The following is an 18,924-nucleotide window of genomic DNA, read 5'->3' on the forward strand; positions in this document are numbered from 1 at the left end:
TTCTCGTGGGACTCTCGTCGTATGACACCGATCACGGAGGTGGAGGGCCGGCGGGTCGCCCTGTCGAACCTGGAGAAGGTCCTCTACCCCGCGACCGGTTTCACCAAGGGCGAGCTGCTGCACTACTACGCCACCACCGCGGATGCGCTGCTGCCGCACCTCCGCGACCGGCCGGTCTCCTTCCTCCGCTACCCCGACGGCCCGGACGGCCAGGTCTTCTTCGCCAAGAACGTGCCGCCGGGGACGCCCGACTGGGTCGTCACCGCCGAGGTCCCGCGCACGGAGGGGCCCGCCCGGATGGTCCTCGTCCAGGATCTCGCCTCGCTCATGTGGGCGGCGAACCTGGTCACCGAGTTCCATACGCCCCAGTGGCTGATCGGCGCGCCGGGCGACGCCGACCGGCTCGTCCTCGACCTCGATCCGGGATCGCCCGCGACCGTCGTCGAGTGCTGCGAGGTCGCGTTGTGGCTGCGGGAGCGGTTGGCGGCGGACGGGATCGAGGCGTACGTGAAGACGTCCGGGTCGAAGGGGCTGCATGTGCTGGCGGCGGTGGCGCTGACGTCCTCGCGGCGGGTGACGGAGTACGCCAAAGGGCTTGCCGTGGCGGCGGAGAAGGCGATGCCTCGGCTGGTCGTGCACCGGATGACTCGGAGTCTGCGGCCGGGCAAGGTCTTCGTGGACTGGAGCCAGAACGCGGCCCGCAAGACCACGGCTACGCCGTACACATTGCGGGCGCGTGAGGCGCCGACCGTGTCCGCGCCGGTTGCCTGGGGGGAGGTGGAGGGGTGTACGGCGGCCGGGGAGCTTTCGTTTCTCGCGGGGGATGTTGCGGGGCGGCTTGCTGCGCACGGGGATTTGCTGGCGCCGTTGTTCGGCCCCGGGGCGGGGGCCGTGCCGTGAGCTGAGCCCGGGGTTCCGCTCCGCGGGGCAGCTGAGGAGTGAGGGTTGACTTTCCTCGGGTCCGGTTGTTGGGCGCCCGGGGTGGGTGGGCAAACCCCGGGCGCCCCCTTGCTTTGCTCGGTCACCCGGCGGTGGTACTGGGCGGTTGTGGGTCACGCAGCCCGGCGTTTACGGGGCGCCGCCTGCGCCCACCCGTGCCGCCCCAGCGGCACGATTGCCCGCAGCTTGAGCGGATCGGCACCCCAGCCTCACCGCGCCGCTGCCGGGTGGGCAGCCGCCCCAGGCCGCACGCGTGCCCGCAGCTGGACGGATCGGCGCCCCACCTCAAACCTTCAACCACGTATGCCGATCCCGAGCCATCGCATGAAGCGCCTCGACGTCCGCCGGTTTCAGGGTTCCGCCGAGGCGGGCGAGGGAGTTGAGGTCGGTGTCCTGGAGGATGCGGACCTCGCGGAGGGGGGTGGTGATCTGGAGGTCGGTGGGGCCGGTGAGGGCCAGGAGGGGGTGGACCTCGGCCGTGAGGGCGTACGACGCGCGGTCGGCGTCGGCGCGGACGCGGCGGAGCAGCGCCTGTGGCTCGCGGCGGCCGAGCGTGACCATCGGGTCGGCGACCAGCACCCGCTGCTTGCGGGCGTACACCGTACGGACGGCGAAGAGTCCGCCGGGGCCGATGACCAGGTGGTGGATGCGGTCGCCGCCCGGCAGCGGTAGGGAGTGCAGGGTGTGCCAGCCCGCCCCCTCCAGCTGGTCGAGGGCGTCGCCCACGGCCTGCTCGGCGGTGAGCGCCCGGCGCCGCGGATCGGGCCGCAGCCGGTGCGCCGGCCCCGGATCGCGGTCCAGGTCGATCACCAGCGCCTCACCGGGCCGGTTCGGCGCGAGGTCGTCGTCCGGGTGGAGCGTGAGCCGGGCCAGCTCCGCCGGGGTCGGGACGGGGGGCGGTCCCACCGTCACCGGGCCGGTCAGGAACGGCCCGAGCACATCGAGCACATCCTCCCGCCGCTCCTCGCTGAGCAGGTTGACCCGGGCCGCCTCACGGTCGTACCAGGCGACGTTCCTCCCGTCCCGCAGGCAGACGTACAGCCGCTCCTGACCATGCCGCCAGGTCGGTATGACGCGCAGTCCACTCATGCACCATCACCCCTTGACCATGGGAACAGGCGGGGTGCTCCGGGGGCAAGAAGCCGGTTACCTTTGGGAGCGGTTGGGGGAGTTGGGTGGGACTGGGAGGCGCCGTTGCGGACCCGCAGAAAGCAGCCCGATGTACCGGCTCCGGACGACCCGTGGAGCGAGATCGTGCCCGGCCTGTGGATGGGCGGGCATGAGTTCACGGGGAGTTCCGGGCAGCTTGAATTCGCCGTCGTACGCGATGAGTTCGACGTCGTCCTGACGCTGCTGCGGCTTCCCGGACACGGCCCGGACCCGGGCGTCGAGCACCATGTGTGGGCCATCCCGGACGGGCCGCTGGACGGCACGCAACTGGCCGGCGTGATCCGTCTCGCGCAGGCCGCGTGCGACGCGCTGGACGCGGGGCGTCGCGTCCTGGTCCGCTGCTATCACGGCTACAACCGCTCGGGGCTCGTCGTCGCGCACGCGCTGATCCGCAGGGGCCGCTCCCCCGACGAGGCGATTCGGCTGGTGCGCGCCCGGCGCTCGCCGTGGGCGCTGCACAACGAACTGTTCGTCGAGTACTTGCAGGCCGGGCTCCCCACAGCCCGCCTCCTGGAGGAACTCGCCGAGTGACACCCACCCAGACCCCACCGGTGAACAAAAAGGACTTCCTTACGAATATGGTGGACGGGACGATCGCCGGCCCGGACGCAGGAGTGCAGTGCCCCCCAACCGCCACTCCCGCCTCGCACGCGCGGCCCTCGGCGCCGCCACCGCCGTCGTACTCGCGTCGGCCCTCGCGGGCTGCGGCGATGCCGGCACCCTGAAGGGCGCCGGGGCGACACCCACGGCCGTGGGCCCGACGAAGCTGTGGCCCCAGGTGCCGCCCGCCTCCACCCCCGCCCTCGACTACGGCGAGGCGGACACCGAGACGGTCAAGGGGGTCACAGCGCCGGGCGACGACATCCGCAAGGTCGATCCGGTCGACGTCATACGCGCGGAGGTCGCCGCACACCCGGACGAGTACACCGGCCCGAACGCGATGTACGCGAAGACGGTCGACCAGCTCAAGGACTGCGGCAAGGGCAGGAAAGACAGGAACGACAGGAACGAGACGCACGGCGGGACGTGCCCCATCCTCCAGGCCTACTACCGCGACCTCACCGGAGACGGCAAGGACGACCTCGTACTCGGCATCCGGCTCCCCGAGCGCCAGTTGGCGGTGCGCGTGTACGCGTTCCTGCACCACAGGCTGGTGCAGATCATGGCGACCTCGGACAGCACGATCAGCGTGGAGATCGCGGGCCGTGAAGTGATCATCCGCTCGCCCTCGAAGCTGCCGGGCTACGAGTACCGCACGGTCTGGTCCTGGGACGCGCGACAGGACGCGATGCTCGCGACGCGCGACGAGATCCTCCGCATCGGAACTCCGTCCCCGTCCCGGCACCGGACCACTCCCACAGCCTCCCCCACGGCCTCCCCCAAGCCCTCCGAGAGCGCCTCATGAGACCGGCCCTCCCGCACTGGACCGCCACCCTCACCTGGAAGGCGGCTGCCTTCATCACGGTGATGTGCTGCGGTCTGGCCGCGCTGCTCGGGCTGCTCGTGCACGTCTCGGTGACCGAGCAGACCGTAGGCGAGGCGCGGGACCACGCGCTGGACCGGCTGACCGAGGTGACGAAGGCGTACGAGGCGGGCGACCGGCTGCCGCCCGACGCCGGTGTCGATCTCCCGGGGCTGCCCGAGCCGCTGCGGACGCTCGCCTCGGTCGGGCAGCGCGGCACGATGGTCGGCGACCACGATCCGCACCCCACGATGTGGGCGGCCGGCCCCACCGACGGCGGGCACGCACTCGCCGTGCGGGTCGACTACTCACAGGGCGCCCACGCCATCAACGCGCTGGACAGCGCGATCGTGTGGTCCTCGGCGCTGGCGATCGGCGCGACGCTGCTCGTGGGGTCGTTCGCGGTGACCAGGGTGACCCGGCGGCTGCACGCGACGGCGCAGGTGGCGCGGCGGATCAGCGCGGGCGACCTGGACGCGCGCGTCGACGATCCGCGTACTCAGGATCCGACGCGCCACCAGGACGAGGTGGCCGCGGTCGCCGGGGCGCTGGACACGATGGCGGCCGGCCTCCAGAGCAAACTGCTGAGCGAGCAGCGGTTCACCGCGGACGTGGCGCACGAGCTGCGCACCCCGCTCACCGGGCTGCACGCGGCGGCCGAGCTGCTGCCGCCGGGGCGCCCGACCGAACTCGTACGCGACCGGGTGGCCACGCTGCGCACGCTCACCGAGGACCTGCTGGAGATCTCCCGGCTGGACACCCGCAGTGAGCGCCTCGACCTGGACTCGGAGCAGCTCGCCCCGCTGGCCGAGCGGGTGGTGCGGGCGTCGGGGATGACCGGCACCTCCACCAGCAGGCCGGAGACGGGCACGACCGAGGTCCGTGTCGTGCGCGACACACACGTCGAGACCGACCGGCGGCGCCTGGAGCGGGTGCTCGGGAACCTCGTGGCGAACGCGCACAAGCACGGCAGGGGGCCGGTGGTGCTGACCGTCGACGGGCCGGTCGTCACTGTGCGGGACCACGGGGACGGCTTCCCGGACTACCTCGTCGAGCACGGGCCGCAGCGCTTCCGCACGGAGGGCGGTGCGAAGGGCCACGGGCTCGGGCTGACCATCGCGCTCGGCCAGGCCGAGGTGCTGGGCGCACGGCTGGCGTTCGCCAACGCGCCCGACGGCGGGGCGGTGGCGACACTGACACTCCCTCAGCACGAACGGGACGAGCGGGGCGCCCCCACGGCGTGAGCGCTCGGCACACGCGGAACGAGCGCCACATCCCCGATGCCTCACGAGCCCCGCGTCCCCGATGCCTCACCGCCCCGCAACCCCGATGCCTCACGGGCCCCGCATCCCCCATGACTCACGGACCACGTAACCCGATGGCTCACGGGCCCCGTCCCCGATGGCTCACTGTGAACTGCGCACACCCGAACCCCCTCCTAATGTGGCGATTAGTCAGCTTCGCCCCATTTCCGTTTCCCTGGAGGAGTCCCCATGGCCCTGCGGTCCATCCTCGCCCGTCTCGCCATAGCCGCCGCGGGCGGCGCTCTCGTCGCCCTCGCCGCCACGACCCCCGCCGTCGCGAACGACGAGTGGGGCGACGGCCCCGGGGCCAGCAGCCGCAACGACGGCTGGGGCCACCACGGCGAGCACGGTGATCACGGCGACCACAACAACCCACGCCTCTACGAGGGCCGGGTCACCGCCCGCGGCGGCCTGATCCTGCGCGGCGCCCCCAACCGGGGCGGCACCTACATCCGCACCGCCCCGTACGGCTCGATCGTCTCGATCTTCTGCAAGACACCGGGCGAGACCATCGACGGCAACCCGCTCTGGTACCTGCTGACCGACGGCACCTGGGCCTGGGGCGCGGCACGCTACATCGACAACATCGGGCCCGCGCCACGCTGGTGCTGAGCGCCAAGGCACTCAAGACGCCTGATTTGGGTACGTTCCGGACATGACGATCAATGCCGGAACCACCGTGGCAGCGGATCCGCCCACTCCCGGTGTACGCCTTCCCCGGCGCCGTGGCATCGAGTTCACCCTCATCGTCGTCGCCGTCCTGCTCTCCGTGTACGGCTACTGCGCTGTCGGTCTCGCCAAGAACGGCACCGTCCCGCCCGGCGCCGCCGGTTACGGCGCCGGGCTCGGCGTGCTCGCCCTGCTCGCGCACATCGCGGTGCGGCTGCGGGCGCCGTACGCCGATCCGCTGCTCCTGCCGATCGCCGTGCTGCTCAACGGCCTCGGCCTGGTGCTGATCTACCGGCTCGACCTGGAGACCCCGCACGACCCGGCGGCCACCACACAGCTCGTCTGGTCGACGGTCGGCGTGGGGCTGTTCATCGCGGCCGTACTGCTCCTGCGCGACCACCGCGTGCTCCAGCGGTATACGTACGTCTCGGTCGTCACCGCGCTGTTCCTGCTGCTCCTGCCGGTCTTCTTCCCGCCCGTGAACGGCGCCCGCATCTGGGTCCGGATCGCCGGATTCTCCATCCAGCCGGGCGAGTTCGCGAAGGTACTGCTCGCCGTGTTCTTCGCCGGGTACCTGGCGGCCAACCGCAACGCGCTCGCCTACACCGGCCGCCAGGTCTGGCGGTTGCGGCGGCTCCAGCTGCCCACCGGCCGCGTTCTCGGCCCGATCGTGGCCATCTGGCTGCTGAGCGTGGGGGTGCTGGTCCTGGAGCGGGATCTCGGCACCTCGCTGCTCTTCTTCGGGCTTTTCGTCATCCTGCTGTACGTCGCCAGCGGCCGGACCGGCTGGATCGCGGTCGGTCTGCTGCTCGCCTGCGTGGGCGCGGTGGCCGTCGGCCGGCTCGAACCGCACGTGCACAGCAGGGTGCAGGACTGGCTGCATCCGTTCGCGTCGATCGAGGCGGGCGAGGGGCCCAACCAACTCGCCCAGTCCCTCTTCGCGTTCTCCGCCGGCGGGATGCTCGGCACCGGCCTGGGCCTCGGCCACTCGATCCTCATCGGCTTCGCCGCCAAGTCGGACTTCATCCTGGCGACGGCGGGCGAGGAGCTGGGCCTGGTCGGCCTGTCGGCGATCTTCCTGCTGTACGCCCTCCTCGTCGAGCGCGGCTACCGGGCGGGCCTCGCCCTGCGTGACCCCTTCGGACGGCTCCTCGCGATCGGCCTCGCCTCGATCATCGCGCTCCAGGTCTTCGTGATCGCGGGCGGCGTGACCGGGCTGATCCCGCTGACCGGCATGGCGATGCCGTTCCTCGCGCAGGGCGGCTCCTCCGTCGTCACCAACTGGCTGATCGTGGCGCTGCTGATCCGGATCAGCGATTCGGCCCGCAGCCAGTACGACGGGACGGCCGCCCCGTGACCAAGTACATCCGCAGAGCCGCCGTCCTGTGCGCCGTCCTGCTGGTCGCCCTACTGGTGAACGCCACCCGCGTCCAGGTCTTCCAGGCCTCGTCATACGACGACAATCCCGCCAACCGCCGCCAGACGATCGCCCGTTGGGGCCAGCCCCGCGGCGACGTCGTGGTCGGCGGCCGCCCGGTCACCGGCTCCCGGGACACCGGCGAGCAGCTCCGCTACGAACGCACGTACCGCAACGGCCCGTTGTACGCGCCCGTCACCGGCTTCGCCTCCCAGGTGTACGGCACGACGTTCCTGGAGAACGCCGAGGACAGTGTCCTCTCCGGCACCGACCCGCTGCTCTCCCCGCTCCCCCTGTGGAACGACGTCACACGCGCCCAGAACGCCGGCGGCAAGGTCGTCACCACCATCAACGAGGCCGCGCAGCAGGCGGCGTACGGCGGACTCGGCGACCGCCGGGGCGCGGTGGCGGCGATCGAACCGTCGACCGGCAAGATCCTCGCGCTGGTCTCCGCGCCGTCGTACGACCCCGGCGAGCTGTCCGGGACCGGGACGGAGGTGACCAGGGCCTGGCGGCGGCTCAACGGTGACGAGTCCAAGCCGATGCTCAACCGGGCCATCCGGCAGACGTATCCGCCGGGCTCGACGTTCAAGGTGGTGACGGCCGCGGCGGCGCTGGAGTCGGGCGTGGTGACGGACGTGGACGCGCCGACGAAGTCCCCGAACCCGTACAGGCTGCCCGGCACCTCCACGTCGCTCACCAACGAGGTCGACGGGTGCGAGGACGCCTCGCTGCGGTACGCCTTCGAGTGGTCCTGCAACACGGTGTTCGCGAAGCTGGGTGTGGACGTGGGGCTGGGCGACATGACGGGCACGGCCGACAGCTTCGGCTTCAACAACCGGCGGTTGAGGATCCCGTTCTCCGTCGCGCCCAGCAACTTCGACACCCGGCTGGACAAGGCGCAGCTGGCCCTCTCCTCCATCGGGCAGTTCGACACCCGGGCCACGCCGCTCCAGATGGCGATGATCTCGGCGGCCGTGGCGGGCGGCGGATCGGTCAAGTCGCCGTATCTGGTGGAGAGAAGGACCTCCGCGGGCGGTGGCACGGTGTCGACGGCCGGGCCGCGGACCCTGCACCAGGCGATGAACCCGGCGACCGCGCTGCGGCTGCGCGAGATGATGACGGACGTCGTGACGGAGGGCACCGGCACGAACGCCGCGATCCCGGGCGCGACCGTGGGCGGCAAGACCGGCACCGCGCAGCACGGCATCGGCAACGCCGGTACGCCGTATGCCTGGTTCATCTCCTGGGCGCAGGCGGACGACGCCATGCAACCCGCCGTGGCTGTCGCGGTCGTCGTCGAGGACGCGGACGCCGACCGCGGGGACATCAGCGGGGGCGGGGACGCGGCGCCGATCGCCAAGGCGGTGATGGAGGCGGTGCTCGGTTCGTGAGACGGGGGTGGTGAGGCCTCCCCGGCCGACCTAACGTTCGGTCCATGACAGCCACGAGGGAAACCGCCGCGTACGAACTCGCCCAGGTCAACATCGCCCGCCTCAAATTCCCGCTGGACTCACCGGAGTTGAAGGACTTCGTGGACGCCCTCGATCCGGTGAACGCCGTCGCGGACGCCGCCGACGGGTTCGTCTGGCGGCTGCAGAGCGACTCCGGCGACGCGACGGACATCGCCGTCTTCGACGACGCCTGGCTCATCATCAACATGTCCACGTGGCGGGACACCAACGCTCTGACGGACTTCATGTACCAGGGGCAGCACCGGGAGCTGCTGGCGCGGCGGCGCGAGTGGTTCGAGCGGGTGGAGGAGGCGATGGTGGTGCTGTGGTGGGTACCGGCGGGGCACCGGCCGACGGTCGCGGAGGCGGAGGAGCGGCTGCTGCATCTGCGGGAGCACGGGGCTACGCCGTACGCGTTCACGCTGCGGACGTCGTACCCGGCGGGGGCGCCGGTCAGACCTCGGGTCCCTGTGGCTGATCGGTGACCCCGAGGCCTCGGCGGCGGTCGATTGCCGTGAGGTCGATGTCGACGGGGAACGGGACGGTCGACTTGAGGCGGTTGTGGAAGATGCCCGTCAGAGCGTAGGCCTGGGTCGCGGGGTCGAGTTCATAGACGTAGACCACTGGAAGGCCCTGGTTCTCCTCGACGCGCCAGTAGTGCGGGATCCCCGCCTGGGCGTACTTCCGTGGCTTGACCTCTCGGTCCCGGTCCTCGGACTCCTCGGAGACGATCTCTACAGCGATCACCACGTCTTCCGGCCGGTACCAGGTCTGCTTCGGGCCGACGTCGGCGCCCTCACGGAACACCAGGACATCGGGCTCGGGCCGATTGCGCTTGTTGAGCCTGATGGTCATCTCATGGATGACGTCCAGCCCCTCCGGCACGTGATTCAGCAGGGCGTTCAGCAGCAAGAGCATGGCGCGCGCATGGAAACGAGTCTGCGGACTCGCGAAGACAAGACTCCCGTCGATCAACTCCGTGTGCGGAGGAAGGTTGGGAAGCTCGTCGAGGTCGTCCGCCGTCCAGCCGCCCTCCGGCGGACGGGGCCACTCGTAGTCGTCGTCCAGCCCGTACTCACGTGCGGCGCTCATGATCGCTCCCATGTGCTGGAGTCTGTCTGGCTCAGCCAGCGTACCCAGGGCGAACGCCGTTTCGGCGCTCCATGGAGTGATCATCAGGCGTGCCGTTGACGCCTTGATCAACCTTCCGTCCCCGCCTCGATCGCCCCCGCCACCTCCGCCACCCGCTCCCGTTCCTCCGCCGCGAACCGTTCCGCGTCCAGCTTCTCGGCGACCTCCTCGTCCTGGGCCATCAGCAGGTCGAGGTTCGAGTTGCCCATCTCGAAGACGCCCATGTCGACGTACGCCTCCTGGAGGCGCTTGCCCCACAGACCGATGTCCTTGACGCACGGGACGATGCGGCTGAAGAGCAACTGGCGGAAGAGGTGCAGGAACTCGGACTTCTCGCTGTACTCCTCGGCCTCCGCCTTGGGTATTCCGAAGTTCTCCAGGACCTCGATGCCGCGCAGCCGGTCGCGCATCAAGTAGCAGCCCTCGATGACGAATTCCTCGCGCTCGCGCAGTTCGGCGTCGCTGAGCTGCTGGTAGTAGTCGCGCAGTGCCATGCGGCCGAAGGCCACGTGGCGGGCCTCGTCCTGCATGACGTACGCGAGGATCTGCTTCGGGAGCGGCTTGTCCGTGGTGTCGCGGATCATGCCGAACGCCGCCAACGCCAGTCCCTCGATGAGGACTTGCATGCCCAGGTACGGCATGTCCCAGCGGGAGTCGCGGAGGGTGTCGCCGAGCAGGGACTGGAGGTTGTCGTTGATCGGGTAGAGCATCCCGATCTTCTCGTGCAGGAAGCGGCCGTAGATCTCGGCGTGCCTCGCCTCGTCCATGGTCTGGGTGGCCGAATAGAACTTCGCGTCGAGGTCGGGGACCGACTCGACGATGCGCGCCGCGCAGACCATGGCGCCCTGCTCGCCGTGCAGGAACTGGCTGAACTGCCAGGCGGTGTAGTGCTTTCGCAGTTCGCCTTTGTCCCTGTCGGTCATCTTCGCCCAGTGCCGGGTGCCGTAGAGGGTCATCGCATCGTCGGGGGTCCCGAGCGGGTCGTACGGGTCGACCTCAAGGTCCCAGTCGATCCGCTTCTGGCCGTCCCACTGCTTGTCCTTGCCCTTCTGGTACAGGGCGAGCAGACGGTCCCGGCCGTCGTCGTACTCCCAGCTGAAGCGTGCCGCCCCCGCGGCCGGTACCTGCCAGAGGGGGTCTCCCGGATCCTTGGCGTACAGCTCATGCGTCGGCATACACGGCAGGCTCACACGTGGTAGACGCCGGGTCAACAAGTCGCGCAGGAGGGATTGACGAGCTTGCTGACAGGCAGTCTCATAAGGGGTGACCGCCGGTAACTCATGGAGTTCCGCGTGAACTTCCCGTACGACGAGGTGGGGACAGCGATGACGACCGTGACGGAAGCCGATGTGCTGCGCGACGCGCTCGGCCTGCTCAAGGACCGTGAGCAGGTGGCCGAGCGGCTGCTCGACTCTTCCGCCAAGCACTCCTTCGACCCCGACAAGGAGTTGGACTGGGACGCGCCCTTCGAGGACGGCAAGTGGTTCTGGCCGCCGGAGCTGGTGTCCCTGTACGGCACGCCGCTGTGGAAGCGGATGAGCGAGGAGCAGCGGATTCTGCTGTCGCAGCACGAGTCCGCGGCGCTGGCCTCGCTCGGGATCTGGTTCGAGATCATCCTGATGCAGCTGCTGGTGCGGCACATCTACGACAAGGCCGCGACGAGTGCGCATGTGCGGTACGCCCTGACCGAGATCGAGGACGAGTGCCGGCACTCGAAGATGTTCGCTCGGCTGATCTCCCGCGGGGGGACGCCGTACTACCCGGTGAGCCGGGCGCATCTGAACCTCGGGCGGCTCTTCAAGACGATCTCGACCACGCCGGGGTCGTTCACGGCGACGCTGCTGGGCGAGGAGATCCTCGACTGGATGCAGCGGCTGACGTTCCCGGACGAGCGGGTGCAGACGCTGGTCCGCGGGGTCACGCGGATCCATGTCGTGGAGGAGGCCCGCCATGTGCGGTACGCCCGTGAGGAGTTGCGGCGCCAGATGGTGACCGCTCCGCGCTGGTCGCAGGAGTTCACCCGGGTCACCTCGGGCGAGTTCGCGCGCATCTTCTCGGTCGCCTTCGTGAATCCGGAGGTCTACACGAACGTCGGCCTCGACAAGCGCGAGGCCCTGGCGCAGGTGAAGGCGAGCGGGCACCGGACGGATGTCATGCAGACCGGGGCGAAGCGGTTGACCGACTTTCTGGACGACATCGGGGTGTTGCGGGGGGTGGGGCGGCGGTTGTGGAGGTCGTCCGGTCTGCTGGCGTGATCTGGCGGGGGGCGCCCATCGCAGGGGGTGCGGTGGGTGGGTCGGGGCCGTGCCGGTACGTTCTGCCCGTCGCCGCGTGGGCGTACTGCCCGGGGGCTGAATACGGCGGGACTTGGCGGGCGGTCTGCTACGCGACGGGCAGGAACGTACCGGCACGGCCCCTTGCGCCGGTGGGCGGCTGCGGGCCGTCGTCCGTTCACCCTGCGGGCAATCGTGCCGCTGGGGCGGCACGGGTGGGCGCAGGCGGCGCCCCGTAAACGCCGTGCTGCGCGACCCACCCCCGCCCCGCACCCACGCCGGGTGACTGTGCAAACGAGGGGTGACTGGGGTTTGCCCACCCACCCCGGGTGCCGTGGGAATGGAGAGTGTGACCGGGGCTTGCCCACCCGCCCTGGGTGCCCGGGGACGCCGATGGCCCGGCTCCACGTGGTGTGGGGCCGGGCCATCGGGGTGGGCGTCAGCTGTCCGCGGGCTCCGGGGCAGCCGCGGCCTTGCGGGTGCGCCGGCGAGGCTTGGCCTCGGCAGCGCCCTCCGCGGTGTCGACGGCGGCTTCGGCGACCTTGCGGGTGCGTCGGCGGGGCTTGGCCTCGGGCTCGGCCGAGTCGGCCGGGGGCGCGGTCTGGGCGGGGATGGTGGCCTCTGCCGTAGCGGCGGGGGCTTCCGTGGTCTTGCGGGTGCGGCGGCGCGGCTTGGCCTCGGTCGCCTCGGCGGTGTCCACGGCGGCCTCGGCGGCAGCGGTAGCCGTCGTGGTGGCGGCCTTGGCGCGGGTGCGGCGGGGCTTCGCCTCGACGACCTCGGCGACTTCGGTGGCCTCAGGTGCGGCCACCGCGGCCTTACGCGTACGACGCGGCTTGGCCGGAGCCTCGGGGACCTCCTCGGCCACCACGGTCTCGACCGTGGCCTCCACCGGCTCCGCCGTCTTGCGGGTGCGCCGACGACGCGGCTTGGCGTCCGTGCCCTCCGCCGTGGCGAGGGCGGCCTCCGCGGCTGCGGGGACCGACGGCTCGACGGCCTTGGCGGTCTCGGTGACCTCGACGGCGGCCGTGGCCGCCACCGGCTCCCCCGCCCCGCTGCGCGTGCGGCGGCGACGGCGCGGAGTGCGCGGCTCGCTCGCCTCGACGGCCTCGGAGACAGCGGGAGAGGTGGACGGCGTCTGCGGCGCGGCGGACGTCTCGTCCAGCGTCGACCCACCGCGCGTACGACGGCGGCGACGCGGCGTACGTGCCGGACGCTCACGCTCGGCGGCCGGTGCCGGCGCCGCCGAACGGCCACCGCGGCCACGCGGACCACCGCGTCCACCGGTCTCGCCGAGGTCCTCGACCGCCTCGGCGGAAAGGCCCGCCCGCGTGCGCTCGGAGCGCGGCAGGATGCCCTTCGTGCCGACCGGGATGTTCAGTTCCTCGAAGAGGTGCGGGGACGTGGAGTACGTCTCCGGCGGGTCGTTGAACCCGAGGTCCAGCGCCTTGTTGATGAGCTGCCAGCGCGGGATGTCGTCCCAGTCGACGAGGGTGACCGCGATGCCCTTGGCGCCCGCGCGGCCCGTACGGCCGATGCGGTGCAGGTAGGTCTTCTCGTCCTCGGGGGACTGGTAGTTGATGACGTGCGTGACGCCCTCGACGTCGATGCCGCGGGCGGCCACGTCGGTGCAGACGAGCACGTCGACCTTGCCGTTGCGGAACGCGCGCAGCGCCTGCTCGCGGGCGCCCTGGCCGAGGTCGCCATGGACCGCGCCGGAGGCGAAACCGCGCTGCTGGAGCTGGTCGGCGAGGTCCGCCGCCGTCCGCTTGGTGCGGCAGAACACCATCACGAGCCCGCGGTCGTCGGCCTGGAGGATGCGCGAGACGATCTCGGGCTTGTCCATGTTGTGCGCACGGTAGATGAACTGCGTGGTGTTGCGGACGGTCTTGCCCTCGTCGTCCGGCGAGGTGGCGTTGATGTGCGTGGGCTGCGACATGTAGCGGCGCGCGAGGCCGATGACGGCGCCCGGCATGGTCGCCGAGAACAGCATCGTCTGACGGCGGGCCGGCAGCATGTTGATGATCTTCTCGACGTCGGGCAGGAAGCCCAGGTCGAGCATCTCGTCGGCCTCGTCGAGGACGAGGGACTTGATGTGCTTGAGGTTGAGCTTCTTCTGGCCCGCGAGGTCCAGCAGACGGCCCGGGGTGCCGACGATGACGTCGACGCCCTTCTTCAGGGCCTCGACCTGCGGCTCGTACGCACGGCCGCCGTAGATGGCGAGCACGCGTACGTTGCGGACCTTGCCCGCGGTCTGCAGGTCGTTGGTGACCTGCGTGCACAGCTCGCGCGTCGGGACGACGACGAGGGCCTGCGGGGCGTCGGTGAGCTGCTCGGGCTGCGCCCGGCCCGCCTCGACGTCGGCGGGAACGGTCACGCGCTCGAGGAGCGGGAGGCCGAAGCCCAGCGTCTTGCCGGTGCCGGTCTTGGCCTGGCCGATGACGTCGCTGCCCGAAAGGGCGACGGGGAGCGTCATCTCCTGGATGGGGAAGGCGGTGACGATGCCGACGGCCTCAAGGGCTTCGGCCGTCTCGGGGAGGATTCCGAGCTCTCGGAAAGTCGTAGTCAGGGTGCTGCCTCTTCTGTGTACGCGGTGCGAGGCGAGCGCGGGGGTCGTGTCGGGACCGTGCCGGGGACGTCGGCCGCTCTGTGACGGGCGGGCCGAGTGGCATGGGACCACTGCCGACGCTCGAGCGCTCGTACCGCTGAGGGTTCCCTCCGGATGTCGTACGCAATGTGCCGTACATACGGGAGGGCTGTCGGGTCGGAGCCGATCGGGCCACCGACCGGGCATCCTCATTCGTGCGGCCCGTCGAATATTCGGCGGGCGCATTACCACCATACCCCGGAATCGCGCACATGCGATGGCCGATTTGGTCACATGGTCGTCGTCACAGTGATTGACCAGGGACTTCCGTGCCGCGGTGAGCGGGCTATTGTGCGCTTCATGACGACGCCTGACAACGCCGCTGACACATCCGCCGAAGCCCCTTCCCAGGCCACCGGAGTCGCCGCCCAGGACTGGGACACGGCCGCCGCCGACCCGCAGTACCGCGCCGCGGTCGTCGACCTCCTCGGAGCGCTCGCGTACGGGGAACTGGCCGCGTTCGAACGGCTCGCGGAGGACGCCAAGCTGGCGCCGACCCTCAGCGACAAGGCGGAGCTGGCGAAGATGGCGTCCGCCGAGTTCCACCACTTCGAGCAGCTCAGGGGCCGGCTCGCGGCGATCGGCGCGGAGCCGACGCAGGCCATGGAGCCGTTCGTCGCCGCGCTCGACGGCTTCCACCGTCAGACCGCACCCTCGGACTGGTTGGAGGGGCTCGTCAAGGCGTACGTCGGCGACTCGATCGCCAGTGACTTCTACCGTGAGGTCGCCGCCCGCCTCGACGCGGACACCCGGCAGCTCGTCCTCGGCGTCCTCGACGACACCGGGCACGCGAGTTTCGCCATCGAGAAGGTGCGTGCCGCGATCGACGCCGACCCGCGCATGGGCGGCCGACTCGCCCTGTGGGCACGGCGGTTGATGGGTGAGGCGCTCTCTCAGTCACAGCGTGTGGTCGCGGACCGCGACGCGCTGTCGACGATGCTCGTGGGCGGCGTCGCGGACGGGTTCGACCTCGCCGAGGTCGGCCGGATGTTCTCGCGGATCACCGAGGCGCACACGAAGCGGATGGCCGCGCTGGGGCTGGCCGCCTAGGGATTGTCAGCAGGGCGCCCCAGCCGGTCGGCTCGGTTACGCCGTCGCCGACCGGCGGTGAAATCTTTTCGCGGGGCGCAGCAGGAGCGAGATCAGGGCCGCGGAGACGGCGGCCGCGCCGAGCAGGGTGACCAGGAAATAGCCGTCGCCGAGCGCCGTGTGCGTCAGGAAGGCGCCGAACAGTCCTCCGGCGGCACCGGTCGACAGGACCAGACTGCGGACCGGGAGGCGGTGGGGCAGTCGGTACGACGCCGCCCATCCCAGCGCGAGACCGAGCAGGGCGGAGCCGAGCGCTTCCAAGAACATAGTGGGGTCCCTCCCGCACGGCCGGTGCAAATCGGTCGTAGCCGGTCTTACCCGTGACGCGCGGAATGCAATCCTCCTCTGTGCGCTTCTTGTGCTCCATCTGTGCAGTTCAGGCCAGGAGAAAGCGGCAGGGGAGACGGTCGGGCAGGTAGCAGGAAGGGGCCCGTCGGCTCAAGCCGACGGGCCCCTTCCTGCTACCTGCTGTCTGAACCAGCTGCCTGAACTACAGGGCGCCGAAGCCCACCTTGCGCGGGGCCTGCTCACCGAGCTCGACATACGCGAGACGCTCGGCCGGGACCAGGACCTTGCGGCCGTGGTCGTCCACGAGGCTCAGCAGCTGAGACTTGCCGGACAGCGCCTCGGACACCGCGCGCTCGACTTCCTCGGCGGTCTGGCTGCTCTCCAGAACGATCTCGCGAGGCGCGTGCTGCACGCCGATCTTGACCTCCACGGCTTTGTCCCTCCGACGGTCAGTGATGTGCGCGTGTCTTCGCGCCGTACGCAGCACACATTAGCCCGGTGAGGGGACGTACACGCTCCGCTCAAGAACGCCAGGAGCGAACAGCGGACGGGAACAAAGGAGCGGTCAGTGGTGATCGGTGCCGTGCAGCGGGAACCCGGCGATGCCCCGCCAGGCCAGCGACGTCAGCAGCTGGACCGCCTCGTCACGCGGCACGCTGCGGTCGCTGTGCAGCCAGGAGCGGGCCACCACCTGAGCCAGCCCGCCCAGGCCCGAGGCCAGCAGCATCGACTCGGCACGCGACAGGCCGGTGTCCTCCGCGATGACGTCGCAGATGGCCTCCGCGCACTCGTGCGTGACCTTGTCGACGCGCTCGCGCACCGCGGGCTCGTTCGTCAGATCGGACTCGAAGACCAGCCGGAAGGCGCCGCCGTCGTCCTCGACGTACGCGAAGTACGCGTCCATCGTGGCCCGTACGCGCAGCGAGTTGTCGGTGGTGGACGCGAGTGCCGTCCGTACCGCCAGAAGGAGGGACTCGCAGTGCTGGTCCAGCAGGGCGAGGTACAGGTCGAGCTTGCCCGGGAAGTGCTGGTACAGGACCGGCTTGCTGACGCCCGCGCGCTCGGCGATGTCGTCCATGGCGGCCGAGTGATACCCCTGCGCAACGAATACTTCCTGGGCGGCGCCGAGGAGCTGGTTGCGTCGGGCACGGCGCGGCAGGCGAGTGCCCCGCGGGCGTGCCGCCTCTGTCTGCTCGATGGCTGTCACGCCGCCTCCCAAAATTGTCCACATGCGGTGTGCGCCGCGCCGCCATCGTACTTTTCAGTAACCCCGGTGTGCGCGGTGCGAGCGCAGAATTTCACGGACCGGACGGCAGTGATACGGCGCAGAGGGTGCCGAACGGGGGCGAGGCGGGCGCTCCGGCGCCGGGGAAACCGCTCTGATCAGCGGTGTTCCGTCCCGGGGGCGCGGCTCGGCCACCGCCGGGGGCGGCCCGCCCGGTCTCGTCTTTTCTCTCCTTTTCTCTCCGTGGCCTTCTCGATTCCCTGTTCTCTTCCCTGTTTTTCACCCTCGTCGAGCAGTTTGGAGGGCTTTCGGGGACTGCTGAGGTCTGCGGAGAACCGTTCGGCGATGGCCAGGGGGGTCCGTCAGCGGTACTCGTCCTCGTTGAGTTCGACGACTCTGGCCTGCTCCGCGCGGTCCGCCTCGTCGGCGTTGTCCGGGTCTCCGCCGGCCACCGGATCGTCGCGCTGCGGCGTCAGGTCCGCCAGCTGCTCGGCGGCATCGGCCTCGGGGGCCTCCGTGTCCAGCGCGTCCCCGGACTCCTCCTCGAAGGTCTCCGGGTCTGTCGGGTCGACTGTCATGGTTCCTCTTCCCGAGCGGTGCGAGCGCGCTCGCGTGCGGGGTGCGCTCCTGTGCGGGTTGCGCTCTGTACCGGTTTGAGTGCCCTCGTCCTGAGCCTAGGAGACACCGGATCGGCGCGCTATGCGATCGGCGTGCGGCATCCCGCCGTCCTGTGGACCGTGCCATTCGCCGAATACCCGGTATCTGTGACGGCGAACACATGAACCACTGCGTGATCGTCTCGTAACATTGCCGCATGTCTTCGACCGAGCTGCCCTCCGCGCTGGCTGCCCCTGTCACTCCGAAGGTCAGTGCCGTCAAGGTCGCGGAGGGGGAGCAGCTGCGGTCCGTCGGGCTGCCGGGGATCACGCTGACGGTGCGGTCGAGACCGGCGACGCGCGAGGGGCTGCCGCCCGCGCTGTACGTGCACGGCCTCGGCGGCTCCTCGCAGAACTGGTCGGCGCTGATGCCGCTGCTCGACGGGCTCGTGGAGAGCGAGGCCCTCGACCTGCCCGGCTTCGGCGACTCGCCGCCGCCGGACGACGGCAACTACTCGGTGACCGGGCACGCGCGCGCGGTCATCCGTTATCTCGACGCCTCCGGGCGCGGGCCTGTGCACCTGTTCGGGAACTCGCTGGGCGGGGCCGTCACCACGCGCGTCGCGGCCGTACGGCCCGATCTCGTCCGCACGCTCACCCTGGTCTCGCCCGCGCTGCCCGAACTGCGCGCGCAGCGCACCGCCTGGCCGACAGCCCTGCTCGCGGTGCCCGGCGTGGCGCAGCTCTTCACCCGGCTCACCAAGGACTGGAGCGCGGAGCAGCGCGTCCGCGGGGTCACGGCGCTCTGCTACGGCGATCCCGGCATGGTCACCGACGAAGGGTTCCGCAACGCGGTCGAGGAGATGGAGCGACGGCTCGCCCTCCCCTACTTCTGGGACGCGATGGCCCGCTCCTCGCGCGGCATCGTGAACGCGTACACGCTGGGCGGCCAGCACGGGCTGTGGCGCCAGGCCGAGCGGGTGCTCGCGCCGACGCTCCTCATCTACGGCGGCCGTGACCAGCTCGTCGCCTACCGCATGGCCCAGCGCGCGGCCCGCGCCTTCCGCGACTCCCGGCTGCTGACGCTGCCGGACGCGGGACACGTCGCGATGATGGAGTACCCGGAGACGGTGGCCACCGCCTTCCGTGAGCTTCACGCCGAGGCCGGCGCCAACGGTTCGGGGAGCTGAGGCGCGGCGTGGGACGTCATAGCCGCCGGGGGCGGGCCGACAACAAGAAAGAGACCACCGGGGAGATACCGGT

Annotated in this window: 19 protein-coding genes; 11 read left to right on the plus strand and 8 right to left on the minus strand. The window is 70.7% G+C overall.

Annotation, left to right across the window (positions count from 1 at the left end; translation table 11 throughout):
* The first annotated feature begins 21 nt into the window (after positions 1-21).
* Positions 22-900, plus strand: coding sequence for a non-homologous end-joining DNA ligase (gene ligD, locus AB5J56_RS15430; RefSeq protein WP_369233292.1), 879 nt, complete (start codon positions 22-24; stop codon positions 898-900).
* A gap of 324 nt (positions 901-1,224) precedes the next feature.
* Here ligD and AB5J56_RS15435 read toward each other — a convergent pair whose 3' ends face one another.
* Positions 1,225-2,028 carry a nuclease-related domain-containing protein gene (locus tag AB5J56_RS15435; RefSeq protein WP_369233293.1) on the minus strand — a complete coding sequence of 268 codons (804 nt, stop codon included), beginning with the start codon at positions 2,026-2,028 and terminating at the stop codon, positions 1,225-1,227.
* 105 nt (positions 2,029-2,133) lie between these two features.
* Between AB5J56_RS15435 and AB5J56_RS15440 the strand changes: the two genes are divergently transcribed.
* The 7 genes from AB5J56_RS15440 (at position 2,134) to AB5J56_RS15470 (ending at position 8,900) form a co-directional block, all read left to right on the plus strand.
* Positions 2,134-2,640: a protein phosphatase gene (locus tag AB5J56_RS15440; RefSeq protein ID WP_369233294.1), complete on the plus strand. Its 507-nt coding sequence runs from the start codon at positions 2,134-2,136 to the stop codon at positions 2,638-2,640.
* 88 nt (positions 2,641-2,728) lie between these two features.
* On the plus strand, positions 2,729-3,514 hold the full coding sequence (locus AB5J56_RS15445; RefSeq protein ID WP_369233295.1) for a hypothetical protein: 786 nt from the start codon (positions 2,729-2,731) through the stop codon (positions 3,512-3,514).
* The gene (locus AB5J56_RS15450) at positions 3,511-4,815 is read left to right on the plus strand and encodes an ATP-binding protein (protein WP_369233296.1); all 1,305 of its coding nucleotides are present in this window, start codon (positions 3,511-3,513) and stop codon (positions 4,813-4,815) included. Before AB5J56_RS15445 ends, AB5J56_RS15450 begins: the two co-directional genes overlap by 4 nt.
* Positions 4,816-5,064: 249 nt before the next feature.
* Positions 5,065-5,487, plus strand: a complete 423-nt coding sequence (locus tag AB5J56_RS15455) for an SH3 domain-containing protein (RefSeq protein ID WP_369233297.1) — start codon at positions 5,065-5,067, stop codon at positions 5,485-5,487.
* Positions 5,488-5,530: 43 nt separating this feature from the next.
* Positions 5,531-6,901 carry an FtsW/RodA/SpoVE family cell cycle protein gene (locus AB5J56_RS15460; RefSeq protein WP_369233298.1) on the plus strand — a complete coding sequence of 457 codons (1,371 nt, stop codon included), beginning with the start codon at positions 5,531-5,533 and terminating at the stop codon, positions 6,899-6,901.
* A complete protein-coding gene (locus AB5J56_RS15465) occupies positions 6,898-8,355 on the plus strand; it encodes a penicillin-binding transpeptidase domain-containing protein (RefSeq protein ID WP_369233299.1) in 1,458 nt (485 codons plus the stop codon). Before AB5J56_RS15460 ends, AB5J56_RS15465 begins: the two co-directional genes overlap by 4 nt.
* Before the next feature lie 44 nt (positions 8,356-8,399).
* A complete protein-coding gene (locus tag AB5J56_RS15470; protein ID WP_369233300.1) occupies positions 8,400-8,900 on the plus strand; it encodes a DUF3291 domain-containing protein in 501 nt (166 codons plus the stop codon).
* Here AB5J56_RS15470 and AB5J56_RS15475 read toward each other — a convergent pair.
* A complete protein-coding gene (locus tag AB5J56_RS15475; protein WP_369233301.1) occupies positions 8,869-9,507 on the minus strand; it encodes a Uma2 family endonuclease in 639 nt (212 codons plus the stop codon). The two genes, AB5J56_RS15470 and AB5J56_RS15475, sit on opposite strands and share 32 nt — an antisense overlap.
* 107 nt (positions 9,508-9,614) lie before the next feature.
* Positions 9,615-10,721, minus strand: coding sequence for a ferritin-like domain-containing protein (locus tag AB5J56_RS15480; RefSeq protein WP_369233302.1), 1,107 nt, complete (start codon positions 10,719-10,721; stop codon positions 9,615-9,617).
* Between the two features lie 150 nt (positions 10,722-10,871).
* Between AB5J56_RS15480 and AB5J56_RS15485 the strand changes: the two genes are divergently transcribed.
* Complete coding sequence (locus tag AB5J56_RS15485) at positions 10,872-11,801, plus strand: diiron oxygenase (RefSeq protein ID WP_369242569.1); 930 nt, start codon at positions 10,872-10,874, stop codon at positions 11,799-11,801.
* A gap of 457 nt (positions 11,802-12,258) precedes the next feature.
* Here the strand turns inward: AB5J56_RS15485 and AB5J56_RS15490 are convergent, their stop codons facing one another.
* Positions 12,259-14,292, minus strand: a complete 2,034-nt coding sequence (locus AB5J56_RS15490) for a DEAD/DEAH box helicase (RefSeq protein ID WP_369233303.1) — start codon at positions 14,290-14,292, stop codon at positions 12,259-12,261.
* Between the two features lie 471 nt (positions 14,293-14,763).
* Between AB5J56_RS15490 and AB5J56_RS15495 the strand changes: the two genes are divergently transcribed.
* On the plus strand, positions 14,764-15,513 hold the full coding sequence (locus AB5J56_RS15495; RefSeq protein ID WP_369233304.1) for a ferritin-like fold-containing protein: 750 nt from the start codon (positions 14,764-14,766) through the stop codon (positions 15,511-15,513).
* A gap of 36 nt (positions 15,514-15,549) precedes the next feature.
* On the opposite strand, the gene AB5J56_RS15500 is transcribed toward AB5J56_RS15495, so the two are convergent.
* The 4 genes from AB5J56_RS15500 to AB5J56_RS15515 all read right to left on the minus strand — a co-directional run bounded on the left by AB5J56_RS15500 (position 15,550) and on the right by AB5J56_RS15515 (position 17,643).
* Complete coding sequence (locus AB5J56_RS15500; RefSeq protein WP_369233305.1) at positions 15,550-15,819, minus strand: hypothetical protein; 270 nt, start codon at positions 15,817-15,819, stop codon at positions 15,550-15,552.
* Between the two features lie 223 nt (positions 15,820-16,042).
* Positions 16,043-16,270, minus strand: a complete 228-nt coding sequence (locus tag AB5J56_RS15505) for a DUF3107 domain-containing protein (protein ID WP_369233306.1) — start codon at positions 16,268-16,270, stop codon at positions 16,043-16,045.
* A 135-nt stretch (positions 16,271-16,405) separates the two neighbouring features.
* On the minus strand, positions 16,406-17,047 hold the full coding sequence (locus tag AB5J56_RS15510) for a TetR/AcrR family transcriptional regulator (protein WP_369233307.1): 642 nt from the start codon (positions 17,045-17,047) through the stop codon (positions 16,406-16,408).
* A 380-nt stretch (positions 17,048-17,427) separates the two neighbouring features.
* Complete coding sequence (locus AB5J56_RS15515) at positions 17,428-17,643, minus strand: hypothetical protein (protein ID WP_369233308.1); 216 nt, start codon at positions 17,641-17,643, stop codon at positions 17,428-17,430.
* 236 nt (positions 17,644-17,879) lie between these two features.
* On the opposite strand from AB5J56_RS15515, the gene AB5J56_RS15520 reads away from it, so the two are divergent.
* On the plus strand, positions 17,880-18,851 hold the full coding sequence (locus AB5J56_RS15520) for an alpha/beta fold hydrolase (protein ID WP_369233309.1): 972 nt from the start codon (positions 17,880-17,882) through the stop codon (positions 18,849-18,851).
* Positions 18,852-18,924 lie beyond the last annotated feature (73 nt).

This window comes from Streptomyces sp. R21, from assembly GCF_041051975.1.
Taxonomy (GTDB): Bacteria; Actinomycetota; Actinomycetes; order Streptomycetales; family Streptomycetaceae; genus Streptomyces.